Raw genomic sequence first — 25,274 nt, forward strand, 5'->3', positions numbered from 1 at the left:
CGCTACCTTATATTCGTGGGGCATACACCCCCGGCCCGAGGGAGCGTCGAGTTGTCTTCTGACTCTGGTCCGGCGCCGCTTGACGGGTTCGTCGCGTTTCCACCCGATCGGGCCGCCGCCTACCGGGCCGCCGGCTACTGGTCGGGCCGGAGCTTGGGCTCGGTGCTTGGCGAAGCCGCTTCGAACTGGCCCGATCGGCCGGCAGTGGTCGATGCTGCCAGCAGCTTCACCTACGCCGAGCTGGACCGACTGGCCGACGAGGCGGCCGCCGGGTTCGCCGCCCTGCCCATCGGCCCCGGTGACCGTGTCCTGCTCCAGCTGCCGAACTCATGCCGGTTCGCCGTAGCACTGTTCGGGCTGCTGCGCGCCGGTGCTATTCCGGTGATGTGCCTGCCCGGTCACCGGCTGGCTGAACTGACTCATTTCGCGCACATCAGCGGTGCGGTCGGCGCGGTCATCCCCGATGTCGTGGGCGGATTCGATTACCGGCAGCTGGCCGCGGCGCTGGCAGCCGGGCATCCAGGCCTGCGCCACATCGTCGTCGACGGGGACCCCGGTCCGTTCCTGCCCTGGTCGGTCCTGACCGGCCGACCCGATCCGCCCGCCCGGGTGATCGACACCTCCGCACCCGCGCTGATGCTGGTATCCGGCGGCACCACCGGGCTGCCCAAGCTGATTCCGCGCACGCACGACGATTACGTCTACAACGCCACGGCCAGTGCCCGGCTGTGCCGAATGACCGGCGCCGACACGTACCTGGTGGCGTTGCCGGCGGCGCACAACTTCCCGTTGGCGTGCCCCGGCATCCTGGGGGCGATGACCGTCGGAGCGACGGTGGTGTTCGGTGACGACCCGAGCCCGGAGGCGGCCTTCGGGCTCATCGAGCGGCACGGCGTCACCGTCACCGCTGTGGTCCCGGCACTGGCGAAATTGTGGGCCCAGGCCTGTGATTGGGAGCCGGTGACCCCGAAAACGTTGCGGCTGTTGCAGATCGGCGGGTCCAAGCTGGAGCCCGAGGATGCCCGCCAGGTGCGCGGGGCGCTGTGCCCGGGGCTACAGCAGGTGTTCGGCATGGCCGAAGGGTTGCTGAACTTCACCCGGCTGGACGACCCGCCCGAGATACTCGAGCACACCCAGGGCCGGCCGCTGAGCCCGGCCGACGAAGTGCGCGTCGTCGGCGCCGACGGCTCGGCGGTGCCCGCGGGAGGCGAAGGCGAACTCCTGGTGCGCGGGCCCTACACGATCAACGGTTACTTCCGCGCCGAACGCGACAACGAGCGCAGCTTTGATACCCAGGGCTTCTATCGCAGCGGAGATCTGGTCCGTCGCCGCGAGGACGGCTACCTGGTGGTCACCGGCCGGATCAAGGACGTCATCTGCCGATGTGGTGAAACCATCGGCGCGCAGGACATCGAGGAACAGTTGCTGACCCACCCGCGCGTCTGGTCGGTGGCGGCGGTTCCGCTTCCCGATCCCGATCTCGGCGAAAGAGTTTGCGCAGCAATTGTTTTCACCGGTGAGCCCGCCGGATTGACGGAGCTGAACGGGCACCTGGACCGCCGCGGATTGGCCAGCCACGCCCGCCTCGATCAAGTCGTCGCGTTTTCGGCACTGCCCACCACCGCGATCGGCAAGGTCGACAAGAAGGCGATCGTCGCCCAGCTCACCGCCTCGTAGTTCCGCGCAACTGGACCCGCCCGCTTCGAAGCGGCGCGGGCAATTGCGGTAGCTTATGGAAATTGTCGATAGCAGACGGTAGTGTTCTCTAAGTTCACTGGCGAGGGGGAAGGGATCACCACATGATTCCGGGTCTGTTCGGCGCTCTGACAGTGATTTCCCTCGCGCTGATGCTGGTGCTGGCCGCAGTCGCTTCGCTGTACGTGCGACGGCTGAGCAACCGGGAGTCGAACCGGCTGAGCGAAGAACTGGGGAGCTCCCAGGTCGTTCTGGGCAAACTACGCAAACGCGAACCGATGTCGCAGGACGAATTGACGTACGCGAGGCAGATCGTCGCAGAGCGCACGTCGCCGATGGCACTGGCCATTCCCGGCATGATCTTCATGCTCGGGTGCTTCTACGTGTTCGGCAGCCTGGAGCATCTGCACGGTGCGCGGCCCTCCGAGCGGACGTTCCTCGGAGTGATCCCGATGCTGACTTCTACCAATCTCGCACTCCGCATGCTCAGCAGCAGGCGATTGAAAAGACGTCTGCGCACAGCGGTGTCGGCCTGATGGCGACCGGCCGGGCTGTGTTGCGGCGCGTCTGGATGCCGCTGGTCGCCGTCGTCGTCGTCGGCGTCGGCCTGGTGTCCATGTGGAAGGTGCACCAGTTCTCCGAGCCAACCCCTGTCCCCACGGTCAACGGGCCGCAAGCACCACCGGACTTCAATCCCAAACAGCTCACCTATGAGTTGTTCGGCTCCCTCGGGGACGGAGGGATGCTGGTCTACGCGGACGTCGACGGGCATCCCCATCGCGTCGATATCACAGCTCTGCCGTGGTCACACACCGAAACAACCACGCTCACCGTGGTTTCCGGCAGTATCTCGGCGCAGGTCCATGGCGGTCAGCTCGGCTGCCGGATCCGGGTGGATGGCGTTGTCCGCAACGAGCAGTCCGATGACCATCAGGATGCCCACGTCTTCTGCATAGTGAAGTCCGCATGAGCGAGCACCAGCGGAAGCGACCTTTTGTCCCGAGAATGGTTCGGGCCCTTGCTATCCCGATCATCGTCTGCTGGGCGCTCATCGCCGTGACGACGAACACCTTTATGCCCCAGGTGGAAAAGGTTGCCGAGGAACTCGCCGGACCGATGGTGCCGCATTACGCACCCTCACAACGGGCGTTGCTGCACATCGGGGAGAAGTTCCGCGAATCCGACTCGACCAACCTGACCATGGTCGTGTTCGAAGCCGACCGGCAGTTGGGCGATCAGGACCATCATTATTACGACGATTTGATGCTTCGGCTCAAGCGCGACACCGCACACGTGCAATACGTGATGGATCTGTGGGGAAAGCCGTTCACGGCGGCGGGAGCGCAGAGCGTCGATGGAAAGTGCACCTACGTGTTGCTTCGGCTGGCAGGCGACATCGGCCAGATACAAGCCAATGCGTCAGTGAATGCCGTCCGGGACATCATCAAGAAAGACCCGCCGCCACCGGGGCTCAAGGTTTACGTCAGCGGCGCGGCTCCGCTCGCCTCGGACACGCTGAGTATCGCGAACGCGAGCCTGAACAACGTCACGATCGTGACGATTTTCCTCATTCTGGCGATGTTGCTGCTGGTCTATCGCCGCTTCTCCACCCTGCTGGTGCCGCTGGCCGGAGTACTGATCGAGATGCTGGTCGCGAAAGGAGTCATTTCGACCCTCGGCCACCTCGGCTATATCGAACTCTCGTCGTTCGCCGTGAACATCGTCATCGCGCTGACGCTGGGGGCGGGAACCGACTACGGCATCTTCCTGCTGGGCCGCTATCACGAGGCCCGACAAGCGGGCGAAAGCAGGGAAGACGCCTACTACATCGCCTACAAGGGTGTCGCGCCGATCGTCATCGGCTCGGGGCTGACCATCGCGGGCGCTTGCTACTGCCTGACTTTCGCGCGGCTCAACTACTTCCACACGATGGGGCCGGCCGTCGCCATCAGCATGCTGTTCACCATCGCGATGGCGATGACGCTCGGCCCGGCGATTCTGACCGTGGGCAGCCTATTCGGTCTCTTTGATCCGAAATCGAAGGCGAAGGCCACCCTGTATCGCCGAATCGGGGCGAGCGTCGTGCGCTGGCCGGTGCCGATCCTCGCGGCCAGTTCCGCCGTCGTCATGATCGGGGCGGTCTTCGTGCCGACCTACCGGCAGAATTACGACGACCGTCAGTACCAGCCGGCCGGTGCACCCGCCAACCTGGGCTTCGCGGCGGCGGATCGGCACTTCCCCAAGAGCAAGCTCTTCTCCGAGATGCTGATGATCGAGACGGACCACGACATGCGCAACTCGGCCGATTTCATCTCGCTGGACCGGGTGGCGCGAAGTCTCATCCGCCTGCCGGGAGTCGCGATGGTGCAAAGCATCACCAGGCCCATGGGCCGGCCGTTGGAGCATGCCAAGATTCCCTATCTGTTCACTACTCAGGGCAGCGGGAGCGGTCAACAGCTCCCGTTCAGCATGCAGCAGAACGCCAACACCGACGAACAGGCCCAGATCCAAGCCCACTCGGTCGCGTTGTTGCGCAAGGAAATTGAGTTCTTTCAGCAGATGTCGGACCAGCTGCACCAGACGGCGCTCACCGTCGAGGATCTGCAGCAGATCACCGACCAGATGAATTCGCAGATCTCCAATCTCGACGATTTCTTCCGGCCGATCAAGAGTTACTTCTACTGGGAACGCCACTGTTTCGACATCCCCGTCTGCTGGGCATTCAGATCGCTGTTCGACGCGCTCGACAACATCGACAAGCTGGCCGAAGACATCAACGCCGCCAAAGCCTCCATCGAGGCGATCGACCGGATCGTGCCGCAGATCATCACTCAGCTCAAACTGACCGCCGATGACACGGAGGCGTTGGCGGCGCTCCTGGTCAAGTCCTACGGGTCCGCGGACTTGCAGGCTATGCAGACGGATCAGACGTTCAACGACTCGGTCAACGTCGGCCTGGATTTCGACGCCGCCCGCAGTGACGACTTTTTCTATATACCCCGGGAAGGTTTCGACAACGAAGACGTCAAGACCGGCATGAAGCTGCTGATGTCGCCGGACGGCAAGGCCGCGCGGTTCATCGTCACCCACGAGGGGAACGCCATGGGCCCCGAAGGCGTGGAACACGTCGACAAGTTCCCCGGCGCGATCACCACCATCCTCAAGGAGACCTCGCTGGCCGGCGCGCGGGTCTATATCGGCGGCTCGGGATCCAACGACAAGGACATCAAGGCTTACGCCGCAAACGATCTGCTCATCGCGGCCATCGCGGCATTCGTGCTGATCTTCTTGATCATGATGGTGATCACGCGAAGTTTGTTCGCCGCCATGGTTATTCCCGCCACGGTGGCATTCTCCTACGCCGGCGCATTCGGCCTTTCGGTGCTCTTCTGGCAGCATCTCGTCGGCCTGCACCTGCATTGGCTGATTTTGCCGCTGACGTTCATCATCCTGGTGGCCGTCGGTTCTGACTACAACCTGCTGCTGATCGCGCGCGTCAAGGACGAAGTGCACGCCGGGATAAACACCGGTCTCATCCGCGCACTGGGGAGCACCGGTGGTGTCGTCACGTCCGCGGGACTGGTATTCGCATTCACCATGCTGGCGATGCTCAGCAGCGACCTACGCACCATCGGTCAGATGGGTTCTACGGTGTGCATCGGCCTGCTGCTCGACACGCTGATCGTGCGTTCGTTCGTGGTGCCGTGCATCATCAGGATTCTCGGGCCGTGGTTCTGGTGGCCGACGCTGGTGCGTGCGCGTCCGCTGCGGCAAAGCTGATCCCACCCTTTCGAGGGTCTTCTCGCGAGTTCCCCCTCGCGAGCGACCCCAAAATGCCGGCCCCGCCGGCGTGTCCGTGGCAACACACGAGCGCTCACCGCCCCGGGCCGCGACACGCTCGCCAGCAGCAAGATCAAAGCTGCCATTGACGAATGTCACCATTTGCGATTGACTCAGTCGCATGACGGACGTCGTTCCGGCGTGCGGGTCACTGCGGTCCCGCACCGCGATAGCGGTGAGCACTGTGCTGATCCGCCCGATCACCGCGGCCATACCGCCGGAGCGCGCGTGGGGCATGTGGATGACGCGCCAGCTGGTCGCCTCGTTGATGGGCACACTCGGGCCATCATTGGCCGGCGCCCACGTGAAGCAGGTCAATTCCGTTCTGCCAGATGGGCGTCGGATCGTCGGCGAATGGGTCTACGGACCGCGGGTTTCACCCGCGGCCGACGGCGCCGTCTACTACGTGCACGGCAGCGGCTACGCCATGTGCTCACCTCGCACCCACCGCAGGCTCACCTCCTGGCTGTCCTCGCTGACCGGGCTGCCGGTGTTCTGCGTCGATTACCGACTGGCGCCGCGCCACCGCTTCCCCGCTGCCGCCGATGACGTGCGCACGGGTTGGGACTGGCTGCCGCGCGCAACCGGCCTGCCCCCGGAACGCATTGCGATCGCCGGGGATTCGGCGGGCGGGCACCTGGCGGTGGACCTGCTGCTACAGCCCGACGTCGCCGCGCGACCGCCCGCCTCGCTGGTGTTGTTCTCGCCGTTGATCGACCTCACCTTCGGGCTGTGCGCGGCGCGTGAACTACAGCGCCCCGATCCGGCGCTGCGAGCGGCCGCGGCCGCCAAGATCGTGGCCCTTTACCACGCCGGGATGGATCCCACCCACAACCGTCTGACACTGAACGTCGCCGGCGGTCCGCCGCTGCCACCAACGCTGATCCAGGCCGGCGGGGCCGAGATGCTGCAGGATGACGCACGCCAGCTCGCAGCGGACATCCAGACCGCGGGTGGACGTTGCGAACTGCAGATCTGGCCGCACCAGATGCACGTGTTCCAGGCCCTCCCCCGCATGTCCCCAGAGGCATCGATGGCCATGGCGCACGCCACGCGATTCATCACCGACACACTCCGGCAGAGCCCGGAAACAGCTGCGACGGAGGCGGTTTGATGCTCGGACCATTGGATCGGCTGCTGGGCCGAAAGACCCCGAGTCGCGGGGCTCGGGCGGTCGTCACCGGCGCGGGCAGCGGCATCGGCGCCGCCTTCGCCGTCGAACTCGGCCGCCGGGGCGGCAAAGTGGTCTGCAGCGACATTGACGAGATGGCCGCCCAGCGGACCGCCGACGAACTCATGGCGCAAGGTGCCAAAGCCACGGCGGTGCGCTGCGACGTGTCCAAGATTGAGGACGTGCACGCCCTGGCCGACAAGGCGCAGGAATGGTTCGGCGCGCCGCCGACACTGGTGATCAACAACGCCGGCGTGGGCGCTGGCGGCGAGCCGATCGGCGATGTCCCACTGGATGATTGGGTGCGCACACTCGGAGTGAACCTGTGGGGACCGATTCACGGTTGTCACGTCTTCACGCCCATCCTGCGCGAGTCGGTCGGGTCCGGCCAGCCGAAGGCGATCATCAACGTCGCCTCGGCGGCGGCGTTCGGGGCCGCCCCCGGCATGGGCGCCTACAACGTCAGCAAGGCCGGGGTGCTCTCGCTGTCGGAGACACTGGCAGCCGAATTGTCCGGCACCGGAATCAAAGTCACAGTACTGTGCCCGACTTTCGTCAAGACCAACATCGTCGAATCAGGCCTGCAGGCCGGACGCATCAGCGAGGAGTCCAGCGCGCTGGCCAACAGACTGATGCGCTGGACCGGATTCTCCGCCGAGAAGGTCGCGCGGATCTGCCTGGACGCCAACGATCGCGGCGAGCTGTACTGCATGCCCCAGCTGGAGGCCAAGCTCGGCTGGAATGTCAAACGCCTTGCACCGGGCGCATATACGCGCGCGGTCGGTCTGGTGTCGCGCGTAGGGCACTGAAAGTAGGGCACTGAAAGTAGGGCACTGAAACATCCGTCCACCCTGAAAGGACATCGTTGTGGCCATCGAAATGGAAGCCATGCTCGCCAAGATCAAGGATCGCCAGTGGGCGCTCGCCGACATCGACTGGGAGGCGCCGGGGGCCGAAACGATCCGCCCCGAGTTCCGTCCGAAGCTCAAGGCGTTCATGGCCGATCTGTGCTGGATCGAGAACATCGGCGCCCGGGGTTTCGCGGCACTGGCCAAGAAGGCGCCCAACCCGACCATCGCCGAAATCTACCGGTACTTCCATGCCGAGGAACAGCGGCACGCGAACGCCGAACTGGCGCTGATGAAGCGCTGGGGCATGCTCGAGGACGGCGAGATCCCCGAGCCGAACGTCAACATCCGGCTGGCCATCGAGTGGCTGGACACCTTCGCCGACGACATGCCGCTGTCCGTGCTGGGCACCGTGATCCCGATGCTCGAGGTGGCGCTGGACGGTGCGTTGCTGAAGTTCCTCCTCGAGTCCGTCGAGGACCCGGTCTGTCACCAGGTGTTCGAGAAGATCAACAACGACGAATCTCGGCACATCGCAGTGGATTTCGAGGTGCTGGAGATGATCGGTCACGCTACCGCGCGCCGGCTGGCGATCGAATTCGTCGGCCGCTTCGCGTCGCCGGGTCTGATCCTCGGGATGGTCATGTACGTGCCGCTGCTCAACCGGGTCCGCAACGAGATGGCCGGCATGGGGATGGAGCCGGAGCGGCTGTTCAACGCGGTCAACCGGTTCAAGCAGCTCGGTGAACGCGGTGCCCGCACCCGCCGGGTACCGACCTACAAATTGCTCAAGCGACACGGCATGTGGGTGGTCAACCCGCGGCACCCCTACCAACTGCTGGCCAACTCCTTGGTATGGCTCTCGGATTACTATCCCAAGCCGCTGCTGAGGCCGATGCCGACCTGGTCGCGGGAACTGACCCACGAGCCGGCGGCGTAAGCATGGCAACCATCCACTCCACGCTCATCATCGGCGCCGGTTTCACCGGGCTCGGCGCGGCGATCCGATTGGCCGAAAAGGGCGTCCAGGATGTTGTGATTCTGGAACGTTCCGACCGGGTCGGCGGAACCTGGCGCGACACCCAGTATCCCGGTGCCAGCTGCGACGTCCCGTCGCTGCTGTACTCGTACTCGTTCGTCAAGAACCCGAAGTGGTCGCGCACCTACTCGCCGGCACCGGAGATCTATCGACACATCGAGGAGATGGCGAACAGGTTCGACGTCCGCCGCAATATCCGGTTCGGTCATGAAGTGACAGGTCTGACGTTCGACGAGGACACCGGAGTGTGGACCGCAACCACGAAGAACCGCAAACGCTTCCGCGCACGCACTGTTGTGCTGGCCTCCGGCCCGCTGTCGGACGCCAGCTTCCCCAACATCCGCGGCCTGGACAGCTACCAGGGACACAAGATCCACAGCGCCCGGTGGGACTCCGACTACGACTTCACCGGCAAGCGGGTGGCCGTCATCGGCACCGGGGCAAGCGCCATTCAGATCATCCCCGAGCTGGTGAAGCAGGCCGGCTTCGTCAAAGTGTTTCAGCGCACGCCCGGCTGGGTGTTGCCACGGCTGGACGTCGCCACGCCGCCGGCGGTGCAGGCTTTGTTCGCGAAAGTCCCTGCCACCCAACAACTTGCCCGGCAGCTGTTGTTCTGGGGTCACGAAGCCACCGCGACGGCGATGGTGTGGAACACCCCGTTGACTTCAGTGGTGGCCCGCCTGGGACAGGCCCACATCCGGGCCCAGGTCAAAGACCCCTGGTTGCGACGCCAGCTGACGCCTGACTTCGCACCCGGATGCAAGCGCATGCTGATCTCCAGCGACTATTACCCGGCCCTGCAGCGCGACAACTGCAAGCTGATCGACTGGCCGATCGCGACGCTGAGCCCGGTCGGGATCCGTACCAGCGACGGCATCGAACACCATCTGGACTGCATCGTGTTCGCCACCGGTTACGACGTCCACCTCACCGGACCCCCGTTTCCGGTCACCGGACTCGGCGGCCGGTCCCTCAACGACGAATGGGCCGGCGGCGCGCAGGCGTACAAGAGCATCAACGCACATGGATACCCGAATCTGTTCTTCATGACCGGACCCAACTCGGGCCCCGGCCACAACTCCCTGCTGGTCTACATCGAAGGGCAGCTCGATTACGCGGTGCGCGGTATCACCACCATCCTGGACAACGACCTGTGCTATCTCGATGTGCGCGAAGACGTCCAGCGTCGCCACAACGAGCACATCCAGCGCCGGCTGACCAGGACGACGTGGAACTCCGGATGCAGCAGTTGGTATCTGACCAAAGACGGGTACAACGGGTCCATGTACCCGGGAACCGCGACCCAGTATCTTCGCCAGATGGGTGACTTCCGAATGAAGCATTACGACGCGGTCACCCGCGTCTGCGCATGACATCTCCCCGGCCCGAACCCGGGACGATCGCCAGCGTGCTGTACAACGTGCGGCGGGCGCCGCAGCGCGTGCGGCGCCAGTCACGCGATTTCGTGGAAACGGCTGTCACACAGCTCTTCGACGCCGCGGTGCGCCACCCACAGGGCGCCGCGACGTCCGGCGAGTACCGAATCGAGGAACTGGCCCAGCTGGCCGGAACCACAACGCGCAACATCCGGGTCTACCGCGACCGCGGGTTGTTGCCGCCACCGCTGCGGGTCGGGCGGATCGCGCTGTTCAACGACACCCATCTGACCCGGCTCCGGCTGATCACCTCGATGCTCGACCGCGGCTACAACATCGCCCACGTTCGCGAGATGCTCAGCGCCTGGGAGGAAGGCAAGAATCTGGGCGATGTCCTGGGGCTGGAAACCGCGATCGTGGGCACCTGGACCACCGAGAAGTCCCAGACCATGCCACTGCCGCAGGCCCGCCAACTCGTCGACGACGCAACGGCTTTCGACCGGCTGGTGGCACTGCACGTCATCCGTGTCGACGGCGAGCAGGCCACCGTCACCCGACCGAAGCTCATCGAGGCGTTCAACGAGGTCCGCGGCTACGGCGTGAGTATCGACAAGCTCATCGACCTGCACGAGCAGATCCTGCCCAAGGTCGACGAGATCAGCGACCTGCTGGTCCGCGCCGGATTCGAACACGTCGCGGACCGGATCAAGCCCGGCGAGGCGCTGCCGGCGGACGCGGAGGTCGCCGAACTGATCACCATGCTGGTCCGCTTCCGCACCCAGGCGGTGGCGACCGTCACCGCGACCCTCGCGTCATCGATCGAATCGAACATCGAGACCCTGGTCAGCCGCCTCCTGGCGGAGTATCTCGAGCGGGCGGCTGAGCCCGATGTCAGTGCCCGCTGAGGGTCAGCGTCCCTTCGGTTTTGAGCACCCGGGCGGCGGTGATGCGCTCGGCCTTGCGCGCCTCCCGGTCCAGATAACGCTGCTTGGATTCGTCGAACTTTTCCGCCGCCTGCTCAATTTCCTTGATCAGGACCGCAAGGTCGTCACGCATCCACGCCGCCTCGCCGGTGAAGTCTTCACGCTCGAAGATCCGCCACTTCTTCAGCACCGGCATCACCACCTCCTCGAGGTGGATACGTGGGTCGTAGACGCCGCCGACGGCGATGACGACGGCTTTGCGGCGAAATTCCGGCACCGTGTATCCAGGCATCTTGAAATTGCGCAATATTCGGTGCACCGACTTCATCGCCTGGTTGGGTGCGATGTCGAGGCCCGCTTCGCTGACGTCGCGGTAGAAGATCATGTGCAGGTTCTCGTCCGCTGAGACCCGGGCGAGCAACTGGTTGGCAATGGTGTCGTTGCAGGCCTTGCCGGTGTTGCGATGCGAGACGCGCGTAGCCAGTTCCTGGAACGAGACGTACATCACCGAGTCGAACAGGCTCTCCGCGAACAGGTTGCCCTGCTGGTTCTGGCCCGGGCTGAAGCCGCGGGTGATCTGCTCCATCCGCAGTTTCTCCAGTTCGACAGGGTCGACGGCGCGCGTCACCACCAGGTAGTCGCGCAGCGCCACACTGTGCCGGTTCTCCTCGGCGGTCCACCGGTTGACCCACTGGCCCCACGCGCCATCGAGGCTGAAGTTCATCGAGATCTCGCGGTGATAGGACGGCAGGTTGTCCTCGGTCAGCAGATTCTGGACCATCGCCACCTGAGCCACGTCCGAGAGTTGACTCTGCCCCGGCTCCCAGTCCTGACCGTCGAGGGCATAGAAGTTCTTGCCGTCGGACCAGGGAATGTAGTCGTGTGGATGCCATTCCTTGAACATCGACAGGTGCCGGTTGAGCAGGCGCTCGGCGACGGGTTCAAGTTCTTGCAGCAGTTGCAGATTCGTCAATTCCTTGGGCACAAGCATCTCCAGGGTTACTTGGTCGGCGTTAACAGGCCGAGGTTGCCGTCGTGGCGGGGATACAACAATTGACCGCGACCGGTTTCCCGGTCGGTGTAGAACAGCAGGCGCAGGCTGTGTTCGCAGGCACGGCGTACTGCCTCGGATTCGCCCAAAGTGGGTGTGGCACGGGAATTCACGATCAGCGGCACCTGAGGTCCGGGCACCTCCGCCGACCAGGCCCACGCCGGCGGGAAGACATGCCGCTGCCGGGCCAGCCGCAGACCCGACGGCCCGGCCCGGTAGACCAGCGCGTCCTCGCCGGTTTCGGCGTCGGTGAACAGATGCGCGTCGTAGTCCATGCCGTCCATCACCGCTACCGCCCGCAGGGGCGTGGTGCGTTGCAGCGCAACCGGTTTGCGGCGCGCCACCGAGGCGTCGCAGCCCACCGTCAATATCCGTCGCGTCGGATCCGGCCATGGTCGAGGCCGCCACGGCGCAAGCATCCGGCGAATCTGGCCGTCGAGCCTGTCCAGTGCCGGCGACAACTCGTCGACGCCGGCGGTGACGGCGGCGATGCGTGCCGGGAGTTCGCCGACCGACAGGTTCACCTGCATGACCATCGGGCCGCGGCCACAAGTTCCCGTCTTGAGGCGTACCCGAGCGCCCCCGATGATCTCGTGAGAGGCCAGGACCTCACCGACCGCTTGCGCCACGCGGTCGGCCTGGGCGAGGGTGACCGGGCCGTCGGACGTCACGTCGACGTCCGGGAATTCCCGCACCGACCTCGCCTTGAGTGCCCTCACGCCGCGGCGACCCTTTCTCTTCTTTTCGCGACTTGGAATGCCGCGGAAAAAAGTTTCGCCGTCCGACGCCACCGTCAGATAGAGCCGAAAGTCCCACCGGGAGTGGCTAAAGTCCCGAACGAATGCATGGGCGATAAATCCCCGTGGCGAACATCACATTCTGCCGCACCTGGGCGTATTATCCGGCCGCTTAAATCTGACTTTCCACCAGATACGGCGCCAGCGTCGACAATTTCTCGCAAGTCTCCTCGAATTCCCGCTCGGGATTCGAGGCTTCGATGACCCCGGCGCCCGCCCGCAGCCAGGTGCGGCCGTCGTGCTCGTAGGCGGCGCGCAGGGCCAATGCCGCATCGAGCGCACCATCGGCGGAAAACTTCACGACCGCGCCGGAATACAGGCCTCGCGGACCTTCGTCGAGACGCAGGATGGCCTCGACACCGTCGGCTTTGGGAATCCCCGAGGCGGTCACCGCCGGGAACAGTGTTTCCAGCGCGTCCATCCGGTCGCTGGACGGGTCCAGTCGCCCGGTGATGGTGGAACCGAGGTGCTGCACGCTCCCCCGCTCGCGCACCGCCATGAAGTCGACGACGGAAGCGGTGCCGGGCGCCGCGATCTCGGTGACCTCCTGCAACGAGGTGCGCACCGAGATGGCATGCTCCACAATCTCTTTGGCATCTGACTGGAGGTCCTCGCGAGCCTGCTTGTCGGGCACGGCACCGCGTCCCAGCGCACGCGTGCCGGCCAGCGGCTCGGTGATCACCAGGCCGTCGGCCCGGACCGATGTGACGAGTTCCGGACTGTAACCCAGCGCGCGAATACCACCGAGCCGCAACAAGAACGAGCGCACCGGTGTGTTGTGCCGGCGACCGAGCCGATAGGTGGCCGGAAAATCAAGGGCGAACGGCACTTCCAGACAGCGAGACAGAATCACCTTGTGATAGCTGCCCGCGGCGATTTCATTCACGGCGACCGCCACCCGGTTGCGGTAGCCGGACGGGTCGGCATACAGATCGACCGCGCGGGAGGGGCGCACCTCGCGCACCCCGGCCGCAAGCAACTCCTCCACCGCCTCACGCTCGCGGGTTCCACCACCGACGAGCCGGATGTCGTCCCGGGTGATCGCGATGCGCAGCCGGGGCCAGAAGACCCGGGCCAGCGGAGTGTGCGGTGCCAGCCGCGTCTGCAGGCCGTACCGGTACACGCCGAATTCGAAAGCGACCCAGCCGAAAGCCTGGTCGGTCTCCAATAACAGCCGGTCAATCGCTTCCCCGAGCACGGCTCCCGGTCGGCCCGACCATTCTTGCCGGCGAGTCACGCCGTCGCGAACGACCCGCAGTTCGTCGCTGTCGAGTTCCACCATCGCCTGCACGCCGGCGGCAAGCTCCCACTGCCCGTCCTGCTCGTACAACAGGTACTCCTCGCCAACCGGCTCGACGAGCACCGCGGCCAGTTCAGCTGCGAGGTCGGCCGGTTCAACCCCGGCGGGAAGAGGTAGGCACAGCGACGCCGCGCCGACAGAACTGGTCTGCACACCGGCGTCCGTCACGTAAGTAAATGTAGCCTAACCTATTACAGGTTGCGCCACCCCCGGCACTTTTCGTCTGATGGACCGTTTACGCCTCATACCGAACTAAAAGGTGGCTCACATCCGGCTAGTCTCCGTGCCCAGGCCGGCGGACATCCGTTCCTGCTGGTAGGGACTGTAAAACGGCTCGAGGCCGCGAGCGCTATGTGACCGGTACACGCCAAACGTTTCCCCACCGTTCACCCCGCGTCCGCCGGCGTGACGGGTCGACAACTCCGTGCGCTCCTAGCATCTCAACGGAATCCGTGGGGGGTTCGCGGCCGTCACGGCCGTCACCTGGCCATCACCAAAAAGGGGAGGACCGTCCCAATGTTCGTCATCCGAATGACCGACGGTGAAGAGATCAAGGGCGACGTCGAGAACCTGACGTTCAACGAGGAGACCGGCGTGCTCACCGTGTGCACCGTCGACGGGTTCGAAGAGACCACCACGCACTACTCACCGGCGGCATGGCTCTCGGTGACGCACCGTAAGCGCGACGTCGCAGTTGGCGGGGATGTCAAGTCATCGCGGCTGTCCTCTGTTCGCTGACGCGACACGGAATCTCCCAGCGAATTAACAGGTAATTGGTACCTGGCCCACACAAATAAGGCCCAAAACGCCTTAGCCAGCGCACTTCTGCCTTTCGCTCGTTACGTCCGTGTTTCAGCAATCGCAACACCACGAAAACTGGGTCCAAAACGGCTGTTAGACGCAACATTCTGGGTGGCGCCCGGCATAGGCCCGGGCTAAATTCGCACCGTTATCTGGAATGTGACGTGGTCGCCATGACGGTCAGTACTTCCTTCGAATCGGCGCAGGATGCTCGAGAGGTGCTCAATGCTGCACGAGTTCTGGGACAACTTCACCCACAACCTGTTCAAGCCTTTGCTGCTGTTCTTCTACTTCGGGTTCCTCATTCCGATCCTCAAGGTGCGTTTCGAGTTCCCCTACGTCATCTACCAGGGCCTGACCATGTACCTGCTGCTGGCCATCGGCTGGCACGGCGGCGAGGAACTCGCCAAGATCAACGCCTCCAGCATCGGTGTCATCGTGGGCTTCATGGTGCTCGGCTTCGTGCTGAACTTCGCGATCGGCGGGCTGGCCTACCTCCTGCTGAGCAGGCTGAAAGGGATGCGGGCAGTCGACAAGGCCACCGTCGCCGGTTACTACGGGTCGGACTCGGCCGGAACCTTCGCAACCTGCGTCGCGGTCCTGACCGCCGTCAACATCGCCTTCAACGCCTACATGCCGGTGATGCTGGCCGTCATGGAGATTCCGGGCTGTCTGGTCGCCTTGTACCTGGTGGCGCGCCTGCGGCACCGCGGCCTGGACGCAGCGGGCTACATGCCCGACGAAGCCGGCTACACCCCGCCGGTCAGGGCCGCGATCGGCCCCGGCACTCCCGCGAAGCCGGCACCCGGCCAGAGCCTGGATCAGGAGGCCGACCGAGCGGCGCTGCGCGCCACCGAGCTGGAGCGGGAACTCTCAATGGAGAAGCTGGACCATCCGGACTGGGAGCCCGACCAGAGCCCGCCGCGGCCGCGGGCCAAGCGGATACCGATCTTCTCCCGCGAGCTGTTTCAGGAGGTGTTCCTGAACCCCGGACTGGTGCTGCTGATCGGCGGCATCGTCATCGGCCTGATCAGTGGGATGCAGGGGCAGAAGGTCGTAGCCGACGACGACCGCTTCTTCGTCCTGGCCTTCCAGGGCGTGCTGTGCCTGTTCCTGCTGGAGATGGGCATGACGGCTTCCCGCAAGCTCAAAGACCTGCGATCGGCCGGCCTCGGTTTCATCTTCTTCGGTCTGCTGGCGCCCAATCTCTTTGCCACGATTGGGATTGCGGTCGCCTGCACCTACGCCTCCCTCACCCACACCGACTTCAAGCCCGGCACCTACGTGCTGTTCGCGGTGCTGTGCGGCGCCGCTTCGTATATCGCTGTTCCGGCGGTGCAACGGCTGGCGATTCCCGAAGCCAGCCCGACGCTGCCGTTGGCCGCGTCCCTGGGGCTGACGTTCTCCTACAACGTCACCGTCGGGATTCCGCTCTACATCGAGATTGCGCGCATCTTCGAGCAGTGGTTCGGCGTCTGAGGTGGACGTCAGCCCAGCACGGTGCGCACGACCGCGTCGGCCAGTAGCCGGCCCCGGTCGCTGAGGACCAGGTGGTCGCCGACAGACTCCAGCAACCCATCGGCGACCACCTGCTCGGCGCGTTCGCGTTCGGCGCCGCTCAGCCGAGCCACCGGTAACCCCTGGCGCAGCCGGATCTGCAGCAGCACCTCTTCGGTGTGCAGGGCGTCGGCACCCAGCTGCTCGAAGCCGGCCACCGGCAGCCCGCCGTCGGCGAGCCTGGACCCATAAGTGTTGGGGTGCTTGACATTCCACCACCGGACGTTGCCGACATGGCTGTGCGCGCCGGGTCCGGCGCCCCACCACTGACCGCGATCCCAGTAGCCCAGATTGTGGCGACACTCACCGCCGGGACGGGCCCAGTTGGACACCTCGTACCACGCCATGCCGGCGGCCGAGAGACGCGCGTCGATCAACTCGTAGCGGTGCGCCAGCACGTCGTCGTCCGGCGGCTCGAGCTCTCCGCTGCGGACCCGCCTGGCCATCGCCGTGCCTTCCTCGACCACCAGCGCATAGGCCGACACGTGGTCGACACCCGTCTCCACCGCCGTGTCCACCGAGCGCAGCAGATCCTCATCGGATTCGCCGGGGGTGCCGTAGATCAGGTCCAGGCTGACGTGCTCGAAGCCCAGCTCGAGCGCCTCGCGGGCCGCCGCGGCGGACCGATTGGGTGTATGCACCCGGTCCAGCACCCCCAGCAACCGGGGCACCACCGACTGCATGCCCAGCGACACCCGCGTGTATCCGGCCTCGCGGATCTCCTGGAAGAACTCCGGCCACGTCGACTCAGGATTGGCCTCGGTGGTGATCTCGGCACCGGGTGCCAGTGTGAAGTGATCGCGCACCATGTCCAGCAGCGTCGCCAGACGCGTCCCGCCCAGCAATGAGGGGGTGCCGCCGCCCACGAACACCGTGTCCACCGTCGGGCCGCCGAGTCGGGCGGCCGCGCGCTCCAACTCGGTGCGCAGCGCCGTCAGCCAGGCGTCCGGGTTGACTCCGCCCAGTTCCGCCGGGGTGTAGGTGTTGAAGTCGCAGTACCCGCACCGGGTTATGCAGAACGGGACATGGACGTAGAGGCCGAACGGCCGTCCGGGGGTGGGCTGGATGGCCGGCAGTTCCACCGGCGCCTCGACAGGAGCCATGCCAAATCTTGGCACGGCGGCCCGGCTCGGGCCGTTTCCCAGGCTCTTCCCGGCTTCGTTTACCGAATCACCCAGGTTCGGCTCCTAATTTCAATCACTGTGAGAAGAATTTTGACCTGGTAACAACGGTGGCAGGGATCCATGGCAGAATGGCAGCCGTGACCGCCGCCAAGTCGAGCCCGCGAGTAGCGCTGGTGGTGCGACGGCATATCGACCTCAAGCGCGTTTGCAGCTGTTGCTGTCTGCCTTGACGTCGTAGACCCAGCCCACCCGTACCACCTGCTGGCTGCCGGATCTGCGCCGCCGGAATCAACGGTGAGTTGCGCGCGTTCCAGCCGGCATGTTCCGAAGGAGAACTGCCCCATGACCACTGCACGCCCCGCAAAGGCGCCCCGCAATGAGGGCCAGTGGGCGCTGGGCAATCGCGAGCCGCTGAACCCCAACGAGGAGATGAAGAAGGCCGGCGCGCCGCTCGAGGTGCGCGAGCGCATCGAGAACGTGTACGCCAAGGGCGGATTCGACAGCATCGACAAGAGCGACCTGCGCGGGCGCTTCCGGTGGTGGGGCCTCTACACCCAGCGCGAACAGGGGTACGACGGCTCGTTCACCGGTGACGACAACGCCGATCTGCTCGAGGCCAAGTACTTCATGATGCGGGTGCGGTGCGACGGCGGGGCGATCTCGACGGCCGCGTTGCGCACGCTCGGCGAGATTTCGACCGAGTTCGGCCGCGACACCGCCGACATCTCCGACCGGGAGAACATCCAGTACCACTGGATCCGGGTCGAGGACGTCCCGGAGATCTGGCGGCGCCTGGACGAGGTGGGACTGCAGACCACCGAGGCTTGCGGCGACTGCCCCCGTGTGGTGCTGGGCTCCCCGCTGGCCGGCGAGTCGCTGGACGAGGTCATCGACCCGACCTGGGCGATCGACGAGATCGTGCGCCGCTATATCGGCAAGCCCGAATACGCCGACCTGCCGCGCAAGTACAAGACCGCGATCTCGGGGCTACAGGACGTCGCGCACGAGATCAACGACATCGCGTTCATCGGCGTCAACCACCCTGAGCACGGTCCCGGGCTGGATCTGTGGGTCGGCGGCGGACTGTCGACCAACCCGATGCTGGCCCAGCGACTCGGCGTGTGGGTTCCGCTCCAAGAGGTGCCCGAAGTGTGGGAGGCGGTGACGTCGATCTTCCGGGACTACGGGTACCGACGGCTGCGGGCCAAGGCGCGGCTGAAGTTCCTGGTCAAGGACTGGGGCGTCGAGAAGTTCCGTGAAGTTCTCGAGACCGAATACCTCAAGCGGCCGTTGATCGACGGCCCGGCGCCCGACCCGATCGCGCATCCGATCGACCACGTCGGCGTGCAGCGCACCAAGAACGGGCTCAATGCCATCGGGGCCTCCCCGATCGCCGGGCGGGTGTCCGGCACCATACTCACCGCGGTCGCCGAGCTCGCAGAGCGCGCCGGCTCCGACCGCATCCGCTTCACCCCCTACCAGAAACTGGTCCTCCTCGACGTTCCCGACGACAAGGTCGAAGAGACGGTTGCCGGGCTGGAAAGCCTTGGCCTGCAGGTGCGGCCGTCGCAGTGGCGGCGGAACTTGATGGCGTGCAGCGGAATCGAGTACTGCAAGTTGTCCTTCGCCGAAACCCGGGTGCGCGCACAGTCTTTGGTGCCCGAGCTGGAGGGCAGGCTGGCAGACATCAACTCCCGCCTGGACGTGCCGATCACCGTCAACATCAACGGCTGCCCCAACTCGTGCGCCCGAATCCAGATCGCCGACATCGGGTTCAAGGGCCAGATGGTCGACGACGGAGAAGGTGGCTCGGTCGAGGGCTTCCAGGTGCATCTGGGCGGCGGCCTCGGTCTGGACAGTGGATTCGGACGAAAACTGCGTCAGCACAAGGTCACCAGCGACGAGCTGGGCGACTACATCGATCGGGTGACCCGCAACTTCCTCAAACACCGCCACGAGGGCGAGCGCTTCGCGCAGTGGGCCGTCCGGGCCGAGGAGGACGATTTGCGATGAGCCAGGCGCCCAAACTGACCGAAGACGAGCTGCGCGAGCTGGCGGCGCGCGGCGCGGCGGAACTCGCCGGCGCCGGCGCCATCGAGCTGCTGAAGTGGACCGAAGAAAACTTCGGCAACATCAACGGACCGCGCGGCTGGGCGACGTGCAACTACGTGGTGGCCTCCAACATGCAGGACGCGGTGCTGGTGGACATGGCGGCCAAGGTACGACCGGGTGTGCCGGTGATGTTCCTGGACACCGGATATCACTTCGTGGAGACCATCGGCACCCGTGACGCGGTCGAATCCGTCTACGACATCCGCGTCGTCAACGTCAACCCCGAGCACACGGTTGCCGAGCAGGACAAGCTGCTGGGCAAGGACCTGTTCGCCCGTGACCCCGGCGAGTGCTGCAGATTGCGCAAGGTCGCTCCGCTCGGCAAGGCGCTGCGCGGCTATTCGGCCTGGGTGACCGGCATCCGGCGGGTGGAAGCGCCGACCCGGGCCAACGCCCCGCTAATCAGTTTCGACGAGGCGTTCAAGCTGGTGAAGGTCAATCCGCTGGCGGCCTGGTCGGACGAAGACATGCAGAACTACATCGACGAGCACGACGTGTTGGTCAATCCCCTTGTCTACGAAGGTTATCCGTCGATCGGCTGCGCTCCCTGCACGGCCAAGCCAGTCGAGGGCGCCGACCCTCGTAGCGGACGCTGGCAGGGATTGTCGAAGACCGAGTGCGGTCTGCACGCGTCGTGACCACCTCGCTGGTGCTGACCGCGCACGGCAGCGCGGACCCTCGTTCGGCGGCCAATGCCCGGGCCGTCGCACGGCAGGTGGCGCGGCTGCGTCCGGACCTGGACGTGCGGGTCGCTTTCTGCGAGCACAATGCGCCGGGGTTGGTGGAGGTGCTGAACACGTGCCCGGGCGAGGCCGTCGTCACGCCCCTGCTGCTGGCGGACGCGTACCACGCCCGCGTCGACATTCCCGCCCAGATCGCCGAGTGCGCCGTCAGCGACCGGGTCCGTCAGGCCGGAGTGCTCGGAGAGGATGACCGACTGATCTCGGTCGCGCGCCAGCGGGTGATGGAGTCGGGGGTCTCCCCGCTTGACGACACCCTCGGCGTGCTCGTGGTGGCCATCGGTTCGTCGAATCCCGCCGCCAATAGCCGGACAGCCGACGTCGCGCCCCGGCTCGCGGCCGGAACCCGTTGGGCCGCAGTGACAACCGCGTTCGCCACCCATCCGAAGCCGTCGTTGGCGGAGTCGGTGCAACGGCTGCGCGACCGGGGTGCGCGGCGGGTGGTCGTCGCGCCGTGGTTCCTGGCGCCGGGTCGGATACCGGACCGGGTGGAGCGCTTCGCCGCCGAGGCAGGGGTGGCCATGGCCGCGCCGCTGGGCGCACACCCATGGGTCGCCCACACCGTGCTGGACCGCTTCGACCACGCCGCCGCGGAGCGCGTCGCGGCGTAGCTCGCTCAGCCTGCAAATCTGCAGCCAAAGTGCGAGAACGCCCCTGCGAAAACGCAGGCTCGAGGACACACAGCCGCCGGACGACCGGTGTGACGCGCGCGTGACCGGATACCCGCGCACCCATGACGGCTATGCCACCAGATCCGAATCCAACTCAGGTACCGGGCCTCGAGCCCGGCGGGGGCGTCCCGCCCGGCTCGACACCGCCCGATTCGGCACAGACCTCAGGACTGTCGGCGGAACAGCCACGTCCGAAGCGAATACTCACTCCGCTGGTGCTGACCAGCATCATCGCGGTGATCGTCTTCGTCTTGTTGTTCGTCGCCGTCGCGATGTGGATGCTGGCGCACCTGCCCTGATCACGCAGAGGTGAGCGTCGATTCCGCCGGCGCCTCGTTGGCGATCGGCGGCACCCGGGTGGCCCGCACGTACACCTCGTCGCCCGACTTCAGGGCCAGCGCCTCGGCGTCGCCGCGAGTGATCTGAGCGGTGAACGGGCCCCCGGACGCTGCGCTGGTCAACTCGACCCGGACCTCGAAGCCGAGCGTGACGACACGGTCGACCGTGGCGCGCACGACGCCGATCGACTCCGCCGTGCCGTCGCCGCCGGCGATCGCCATTTCGGGGTTGCGGCCTACCCGGATGTCGTGGGGGCGGACCAGTGCACCGTTCAGGGCTGACACCGCGCCCAGGAAGGACATTACGAAGGCGTTCTCCGGGGCGTCGTACACGTCGGTCGGGGAACCGATCTGCTCGATACGGCCCTTGTTGAGCACGGCGATACGGTCGGCCACGTCCAGTGCCTCGGCCTGGTCGTGGGTGACCAGCACCGTGGTGACGTGTACTTCGTCGTGCAGGCGCCGCAACCACGACCTCAGGTCCTCGCGCACCTTGGCGTCCAGCGCGCCGAACGGCTCGTCGAGCAGCAGCACCTCCGGGTCGACGGCCAGCGCGCGCGCGAGTGCCATGCGCTGACGTTGACCGCCGGACAGCTGATTGGGGTAGCGGTTCTGAAAACCACTGAGCCCCACCACTTCCAGCAGATGATCGACCTTCTCGTTGATCTCGGCCTTGGGACGCTTGCGGATCTTCAGCCCGAACGCGACATTGTTGCGCACGGTCAGGTGTTTGAACGCCGCGTAGTGCTGGAAGACGAACCCGATCCCCCGGCGCTGCGGCGGCACCCGGGTGACTTCGCGGCCGTTGATCGTGACGGTTCCCGAGTCGGGTTGGTCGAGGCCGGCGATGGTGCGCAGCAGCGTCGACTTGCCCGAACCGCTGGGACCCAGCAGCGCGGTCAGTGACCCGGTGGGCACCACGAAGTCCACGTGGTCCAGCGCGACGAAGTCGCCGTAGTGCTTGTAGGCGTCCCGAACGACGATCGCGTTCTTGCCCTGGTCGGTCTCGGTCATGTCTCCAGTCTCCTTGTCCGGCCTATTTGCTTGCTTTTGCCCGACGAGCGTCGAGCACCACTTGAACGATCAGCACCAGCACGGCGACCCCCATGAGCAACGTCGACAGCGCGTACGCGCCGTACTCCGCGCCGCGGTTGTAGCGGTCGGACACCAGCAGCGTCAGCGTCTGCGACTGCCCGGGCAGGTTGGACGAAACCATGATCACCGCGCCGTACTCGCCGAGCGTGCGCGCGATGGTCAGCACGATGCCGTAGGTCAGGCCCCAGCGGATGGACGGCAACGTGATCCGCCAAAAGGTCTGCCACCAACCGGAACCCAGCGTCGCGGCGGCCTGCTCCTGATCGGTGCCCAGTTCGTGCAGCACCGGTTCGACCTCGCGCACCACGAACGGAAGGGTGACGAAGATGCTGGCCAGCACGATCCCGGGGAAGCCGAAGATGATTTTGAATCCGAGGTCACGCTCGACGAACCCGAGGGCGCCGGCGCTGCCCCACAGCACGATCAGCGCCACGCCCACGATGACGGGCGAGACCGCGAACGGCAGGTCGATAATGGCCTGCAGGATGCCCTTGCCGCGAAAACGGTTGCGCGCGAGCACCAGTGCCGTGGGGATACCGAACACCACATTGAGCGGCACCACGATCGCCACGACCAGCAGCGACAAGTTCAACGCCGACACCGCTGCCGGCGTGCTGACCCAGTCGTAGAACTGGCCCAACCCGGGCTGGAAGGTACGCCACAGGATCAGCAGCACCGGAACCAGCAGCAGCGCGAAGATATACGCCAGAGCGGTGTAACGGAGCAGGTAGCGGACCGTTCGCGACGAAGCCACTAGGACATCTCCTCACGCTTGGCCGCCCGGCCACCGATGACGCGCAGAATGAGCAACACGATGAACGAAAGTGACAGCAGTACAATGGATATCGCCGCAGCCCCGGTGCGGTCGTCGTTCTCGATCAAGGTTCGAATCCACTGCGAGGACACTTCGGTCTTGCCCGGTATCGCACCGCCGATCAGTACTACCGAACCGAACTCACCGATGGCACGCGAAAATGCCAGCCCCGCACCGGACAACAACGCAGGCAATAAGGACGGCAGCACGACGGAAGTGAAGATCTTGAGTCCACTGGCGCCGAGCGACGCCGCCGCCTCCTCGGACTCTTTGTCGATCTCCAATAAAACCGGCTGCACGGCGCGCACCACGAACGGCAGCGTGACGAATGCCAGCGCGATCCCCACACCCCACTCCGTGTGCTGCAGGTGCAGGCCGATGGGGCTGTGGTTGCCGTACAGGGCCAGCATCACCAGGCTCGCGACGATGGTCGGCAACGCGAACGGCAGGTCGATCACCGCGTCGACAATGCGCTTGCCAAAGAAGTTGTCGCGCACCAGCACCCAGGCGATCAGAAGACCGAACGCGGTGTTGAGCAGCGTCACCCCGGCGGAAATCGTCAGCGTCACGCGCAACGATTCCAGCGCCGCGTGCGAGGTGACCGCCAGCCGGAAGGCGTCCCAGCCGCCGCCGGCCGCCTGCCAGACGATGGCGGCGAGTGGCAGCAGCACGATCACCGACAGCCAGATGGTCGCCACGCCGACCCGCAGGGAGGTGCTGCCCGCGCGTCCTCCGGCGGGGGCTTCGGCGTCGGCCTCGAGTTCCGGCCGGATCGCCTCAGGATTCGGGTTTGTCGTCACGGCGGTCATCCGGTGGCCTGCGTGTAGATCTTGGTGATGCTGCCCGAGCTCTTGTCGAACAGTTGCGGGTCGACGGTGCCCCACCCGCCCAGGTCGGCGATCGTCCACAGTTTCAGCGGAACCGGGAACTGATCGCGGAACGAGGCCGCGACGGACGGATCGACCGGCCGGAAACCGGCTTTCGCCCACAGCGTCTGCGCGGCCGCGGTGTACTGAAAGTTCTTGAACGCGACGGCCGCGGCAAGGTGAGTACTGGTGCTCAGCACCGCCATCGGGTTCTCGATTTTGAAAGTCTGTGGCGGCGTGACGTGTTCGACCGGCTTGCCGGCCCGCTCCGCGGCGATGGCCTCATTCTCGTAGCTGATCAGAACATCTCCACTGCCCTGGACGAAAACGTCCGTCGCCTCTCGCCCCGAGCCCGGACGCATTTTGACGTGTTCCCTCACCAATCGGTTGACAAACTCGATCCCGGCCTGGCCGTTGCGGCCGCCCTCACTCTTGACGGCGTACGGGGCCAATAAATTCCACTTGGCCGAACCCGAACTCAGCGGGCTGGGTGTCACCACGTCGACGCCCGGACGCAGCAGGTCGTCCCAGTCGTGGATGTTCTTCGGATTTCCCTTGCGCACCACCAACGTCACCACCGAACCGAACGGGATGCCCTTGGTAGCGCCGGTATCCCAGTCCTTGGCGACCTTGCCGCCCTTCACCAGTCGGGTGATGTCCGGTTCGACCGAGAAATTCACCAGATCGGCCGGCTTGCCCTCGGCCACGCCGCGCGACTGGTCCCCGGAGGCGCCGAAGGAGGTGATGACCTGCACACCCTTGCCCTCTTCGGAGGCGTTGAAAGCCGGGATCACCTTGCTCCAGCCAGGTTCGGCGACCGAGTAGGCGACCAGCGTGATGCTGGACTTGGCGTCGGCCAGTCCTCCGCCGCCAACGACATCGCTGGGACCGCCGCTGCACGCGGCAACGACACCGGTGATGAGCGCCAGGGCGGCGAACTGGCGCCAGCGCCATCGGATGCCGGAGAACCTCTGCGACATTGATTGCCTCTCAGTGCGGGACTGTCGGATTGCGGGTCCCGTGCTGCGGAAAGGCAATTAGTCAGTAACGACGGAGGTCACGAACTCCATCCCAGACCGCACACGGTTTCAGGGAGTCAGCGACAACAGCGTGCGT

24 protein-coding genes are annotated in these 25,274 nt (G+C 65.5%); 16 read left to right on the forward strand and 8 right to left on the reverse strand.

The features are described 5' to 3' along the window. The first annotated feature begins 51 nt into the window (after window positions 1–51). The 9 genes from AO501_RS33240 to AO501_RS33280 all read left to right on the forward strand — a co-directional run bounded on the left by AO501_RS33240 (window position 52) and on the right by AO501_RS33280 (window position 10,874). Window positions 52–1,677, forward strand: coding sequence for a (2,3-dihydroxybenzoyl)adenylate synthase (locus tag AO501_RS33240; protein WP_055581806.1), 1,626 nt, complete (start codon window positions 52–54; stop codon window positions 1,675–1,677). A 122-nt stretch (window positions 1,678–1,799) separates the two neighbouring features. Further along, entirely contained in the window at window positions 1,800–2,231 is a 432-nt protein-coding gene (locus tag AO501_RS33245; protein WP_055581807.1) for a hypothetical protein, read from the forward strand. Window positions 2,232–2,266: 35 nt separating this feature from the next. Beyond that, on the forward strand, window positions 2,267–2,665 hold the full coding sequence (locus tag AO501_RS33250; protein WP_055581845.1) for an MmpS family transport accessory protein: 399 nt from the start codon (window positions 2,267–2,269) through the stop codon (window positions 2,663–2,665). A gap of 35 nt (window positions 2,666–2,700) precedes the next feature. Continuing rightward, window positions 2,701–5,475, forward strand: coding sequence for an RND family transporter (locus tag AO501_RS33255; protein WP_197420008.1), 2,775 nt, complete (start codon window positions 2,701–2,703; stop codon window positions 5,473–5,475). A 181-nt stretch (window positions 5,476–5,656) separates the two neighbouring features. Next, a complete protein-coding gene (locus AO501_RS33260) occupies window positions 5,657–6,649 on the forward strand; it encodes an alpha/beta hydrolase (RefSeq protein ID WP_055581809.1) in 993 nt (330 codons plus the stop codon). Beyond that, a complete protein-coding gene (locus tag AO501_RS33265; protein ID WP_055581810.1) occupies window positions 6,649–7,515 on the forward strand; it encodes an SDR family NAD(P)-dependent oxidoreductase in 867 nt (288 codons plus the stop codon). The genes AO501_RS33260 and AO501_RS33265 overlap by 1 nt, the downstream gene beginning before the upstream one ends. Window positions 7,516–7,573: 58 nt before the next feature. Further along, a complete protein-coding gene (locus AO501_RS33270) occupies window positions 7,574–8,494 on the forward strand; it encodes a hypothetical protein (RefSeq protein WP_055581811.1) in 921 nt (306 codons plus the stop codon). 2 nt (window positions 8,495–8,496) lie between these two features. Continuing rightward, window positions 8,497–9,966, forward strand: coding sequence for a flavin-containing monooxygenase (locus AO501_RS33275; RefSeq protein WP_055581812.1), 1,470 nt, complete (start codon window positions 8,497–8,499; stop codon window positions 9,964–9,966). Then, window positions 9,963–10,874, forward strand: a complete 912-nt coding sequence (locus tag AO501_RS33280) for a MerR family transcriptional regulator (RefSeq protein ID WP_055581813.1) — start codon at window positions 9,963–9,965, stop codon at window positions 10,872–10,874. Before AO501_RS33275 ends, AO501_RS33280 begins: the two co-directional genes overlap by 4 nt. Here the strand turns inward: AO501_RS33280 and AO501_RS33285 are convergent. From AO501_RS33285 to AO501_RS33295, 3 genes are all read right to left on the reverse strand, one after another. Then, window positions 10,861–11,883: an acyl-ACP desaturase gene (locus AO501_RS33285; RefSeq protein WP_055581814.1), complete on the reverse strand. Its 1,023-nt coding sequence runs from the start codon at window positions 11,881–11,883 to the stop codon at window positions 10,861–10,863. The genes AO501_RS33280 and AO501_RS33285 overlap by 14 nt on opposite strands. Window positions 11,884–11,891: 8 nt before the next feature. Beyond that, complete coding sequence (locus tag AO501_RS33290) at window positions 11,892–12,638, reverse strand: sigma 54 modulation/S30EA ribosomal C-terminal domain-containing protein (RefSeq protein WP_055581815.1); 747 nt, start codon at window positions 12,636–12,638, stop codon at window positions 11,892–11,894. A 214-nt stretch (window positions 12,639–12,852) separates the two neighbouring features. Next, window positions 12,853–14,208 carry a salicylate synthase gene (locus AO501_RS33295; RefSeq protein ID WP_055581816.1) on the reverse strand — a complete coding sequence of 452 codons (1,356 nt, stop codon included), beginning with the start codon at window positions 14,206–14,208 and terminating at the stop codon, window positions 12,853–12,855. A gap of 348 nt (window positions 14,209–14,556) precedes the next feature. Here AO501_RS33295 and AO501_RS33300 point away from each other — a divergent pair, with 348 nt between their 5' ends. Together AO501_RS33300 and AO501_RS33305 are read left to right on the forward strand one after the other, a co-directional pair. Next, window positions 14,557–14,778: a hypothetical protein gene (locus AO501_RS33300; RefSeq protein WP_055581817.1), complete on the forward strand. Its 222-nt coding sequence runs from the start codon at window positions 14,557–14,559 to the stop codon at window positions 14,776–14,778. 288 nt (window positions 14,779–15,066) lie between these two features. After that, window positions 15,067–16,320, forward strand: a complete 1,254-nt coding sequence (locus AO501_RS33305; RefSeq protein WP_055581818.1) for a sodium-dependent bicarbonate transport family permease — start codon at window positions 15,067–15,069, stop codon at window positions 16,318–16,320. An 8-nt stretch (window positions 16,321–16,328) separates the two neighbouring features. On the opposite strand, the gene hemW is transcribed toward AO501_RS33305, so the two are convergent. Further along, window positions 16,329–17,501, reverse strand: a complete 1,173-nt coding sequence (hemW, locus tag AO501_RS33310; protein ID WP_055581819.1) for a radical SAM family heme chaperone HemW — start codon at window positions 17,499–17,501, stop codon at window positions 16,329–16,331. Between the two features lie 149 nt (window positions 17,502–17,650). Here hemW and AO501_RS40950 point away from each other — a divergent pair, with 149 nt between their 5' ends. The 5 genes from AO501_RS40950 to AO501_RS36695 all read left to right on the forward strand — a co-directional run bounded on the left by AO501_RS40950 (window position 17,651) and on the right by AO501_RS36695 (window position 21,344). Continuing rightward, window positions 17,651–17,752 (forward strand): Ms4527A family Cys-rich leader peptide, encoded by a 102-nt coding sequence (locus tag AO501_RS40950; RefSeq protein ID WP_371934948.1) that lies wholly within the window; start codon window positions 17,651–17,653, stop codon window positions 17,750–17,752. 112 nt (window positions 17,753–17,864) lie between these two features. Then, entirely contained in the window at window positions 17,865–19,535 is a 1,671-nt protein-coding gene (locus AO501_RS33315) for a nitrite/sulfite reductase (protein ID WP_055581820.1), read from the forward strand. Next, window positions 19,532–20,272 (forward strand): phosphoadenylyl-sulfate reductase, encoded by a 741-nt coding sequence (locus AO501_RS33320; RefSeq protein WP_055581821.1) that lies wholly within the window; start codon window positions 19,532–19,534, stop codon window positions 20,270–20,272. Before AO501_RS33315 ends, AO501_RS33320 begins: the two co-directional genes overlap by 4 nt. After that, on the forward strand, window positions 20,269–20,985 hold the full coding sequence (locus AO501_RS33325; protein WP_231752703.1) for a sirohydrochlorin chelatase: 717 nt from the start codon (window positions 20,269–20,271) through the stop codon (window positions 20,983–20,985). The genes AO501_RS33320 and AO501_RS33325 overlap by 4 nt, the downstream gene beginning before the upstream one ends. A 122-nt stretch (window positions 20,986–21,107) precedes the next feature. Further along, window positions 21,108–21,344, forward strand: a complete 237-nt coding sequence (locus AO501_RS36695; protein WP_082658996.1) for a DUF6480 family protein — start codon at window positions 21,108–21,110, stop codon at window positions 21,342–21,344. On the opposite strand, the gene AO501_RS33330 is transcribed toward AO501_RS36695, so the two are convergent. The 4 genes from AO501_RS33330 to AO501_RS33345 are packed head-to-tail and all read right to left on the reverse strand — an operon-like array spanning window position 21,345 to window position 25,138. Further along, complete coding sequence (locus AO501_RS33330; protein WP_055581823.1) at window positions 21,345–22,397, reverse strand: sulfate/molybdate ABC transporter ATP-binding protein; 1,053 nt, start codon at window positions 22,395–22,397, stop codon at window positions 21,345–21,347. Between the two features lie 22 nt (window positions 22,398–22,419). Continuing rightward, window positions 22,420–23,232 carry a sulfate ABC transporter permease subunit CysW gene (cysW, locus tag AO501_RS33335; protein ID WP_055581824.1) on the reverse strand — a complete coding sequence of 271 codons (813 nt, stop codon included), beginning with the start codon at window positions 23,230–23,232 and terminating at the stop codon, window positions 22,420–22,422. Further along, window positions 23,232–24,101 carry a sulfate ABC transporter permease subunit CysT gene (gene cysT / locus AO501_RS33340; protein WP_055581825.1) on the reverse strand — a complete coding sequence of 290 codons (870 nt, stop codon included), beginning with the start codon at window positions 24,099–24,101 and terminating at the stop codon, window positions 23,232–23,234. The genes cysW and cysT overlap by 1 nt, the downstream gene beginning before the upstream one ends. Next, window positions 24,098–25,138 (reverse strand): sulfate ABC transporter substrate-binding protein, encoded by a 1,041-nt coding sequence (locus AO501_RS33345; RefSeq protein ID WP_055581826.1) that lies wholly within the window; start codon window positions 25,136–25,138, stop codon window positions 24,098–24,100. Before AO501_RS33345 ends, cysT begins: the two co-directional genes overlap by 4 nt. Window positions 25,139–25,274 lie beyond the last annotated feature (136 nt).

The sequence above is a fragment of the Mycobacterium gordonae genome (genome assembly GCF_001417955.2).
Lineage (GTDB): Bacteria > Actinomycetota > Actinomycetes > Mycobacteriales > Mycobacteriaceae > Mycobacterium > Mycobacterium gordonae_B.

Coding starts and splice junctions, on each gene's coding strand:
- AO501_RS33260 (WP_055581809.1), top strand. CDS start 5,657: ATGACGGACGTCGTTCCGGCGTGCGGGTCACTGCGGTCCCGCACCGCG.
- AO501_RS33330 (WP_055581823.1), bottom strand. CDS start 22,397: ATGACCGAGACCGACCAGGGCAAGAACGCGATCGTCGTTCGGGACGCC.
- AO501_RS33250 (WP_055581845.1), top strand. CDS start 2,267: ATGCCGCTGGTCGCCGTCGTCGTCGTCGGCGTCGGCCTGGTGTCCATG.
- AO501_RS33345 (WP_055581826.1), bottom strand. CDS start 25,138: ATGTCGCAGAGGTTCTCCGGCATCCGATGGCGCTGGCGCCAGTTCGCC.
- AO501_RS33305 (WP_055581818.1), top strand. CDS start 15,067: ATGCTGCACGAGTTCTGGGACAACTTCACCCACAACCTGTTCAAGCCT.
- AO501_RS33320 (WP_055581821.1), top strand. CDS start 19,532: ATGAGCCAGGCGCCCAAACTGACCGAAGACGAGCTGCGCGAGCTGGCG.
- AO501_RS33275 (WP_055581812.1), top strand. CDS start 8,497: ATGGCAACCATCCACTCCACGCTCATCATCGGCGCCGGTTTCACCGGG.
- hemW (WP_055581819.1), bottom strand. CDS start 17,501: ATGGCTCCTGTCGAGGCGCCGGTGGAACTGCCGGCCATCCAGCCCACC.
- AO501_RS33245 (WP_055581807.1), top strand. CDS start 1,800: ATGATTCCGGGTCTGTTCGGCGCTCTGACAGTGATTTCCCTCGCGCTG.
- AO501_RS33285 (WP_055581814.1), bottom strand. CDS start 11,883: ATGCTTGTGCCCAAGGAATTGACGAATCTGCAACTGCTGCAAGAACTT.
- AO501_RS33265 (WP_055581810.1), top strand. CDS start 6,649: ATGCTCGGACCATTGGATCGGCTGCTGGGCCGAAAGACCCCGAGTCGC.
- AO501_RS33300 (WP_055581817.1), top strand. CDS start 14,557: ATGTTCGTCATCCGAATGACCGACGGTGAAGAGATCAAGGGCGACGTC.
- AO501_RS33315 (WP_055581820.1), top strand. CDS start 17,865: ATGACCACTGCACGCCCCGCAAAGGCGCCCCGCAATGAGGGCCAGTGG.
- cysT (WP_055581825.1), bottom strand. CDS start 24,101: ATGACCGCCGTGACGACAAACCCGAATCCTGAGGCGATCCGGCCGGAA.
- AO501_RS36695 (WP_082658996.1), top strand. CDS start 21,108: ATGACGGCTATGCCACCAGATCCGAATCCAACTCAGGTACCGGGCCTC.
- AO501_RS40950 (WP_371934948.1), top strand. CDS start 17,651: ATGGCAGCCGTGACCGCCGCCAAGTCGAGCCCGCGAGTAGCGCTGGTG.
- AO501_RS33255 (WP_197420008.1), top strand. CDS start 2,701: ATGGTTCGGGCCCTTGCTATCCCGATCATCGTCTGCTGGGCGCTCATC.
- AO501_RS33280 (WP_055581813.1), top strand. CDS start 9,963: ATGACATCTCCCCGGCCCGAACCCGGGACGATCGCCAGCGTGCTGTAC.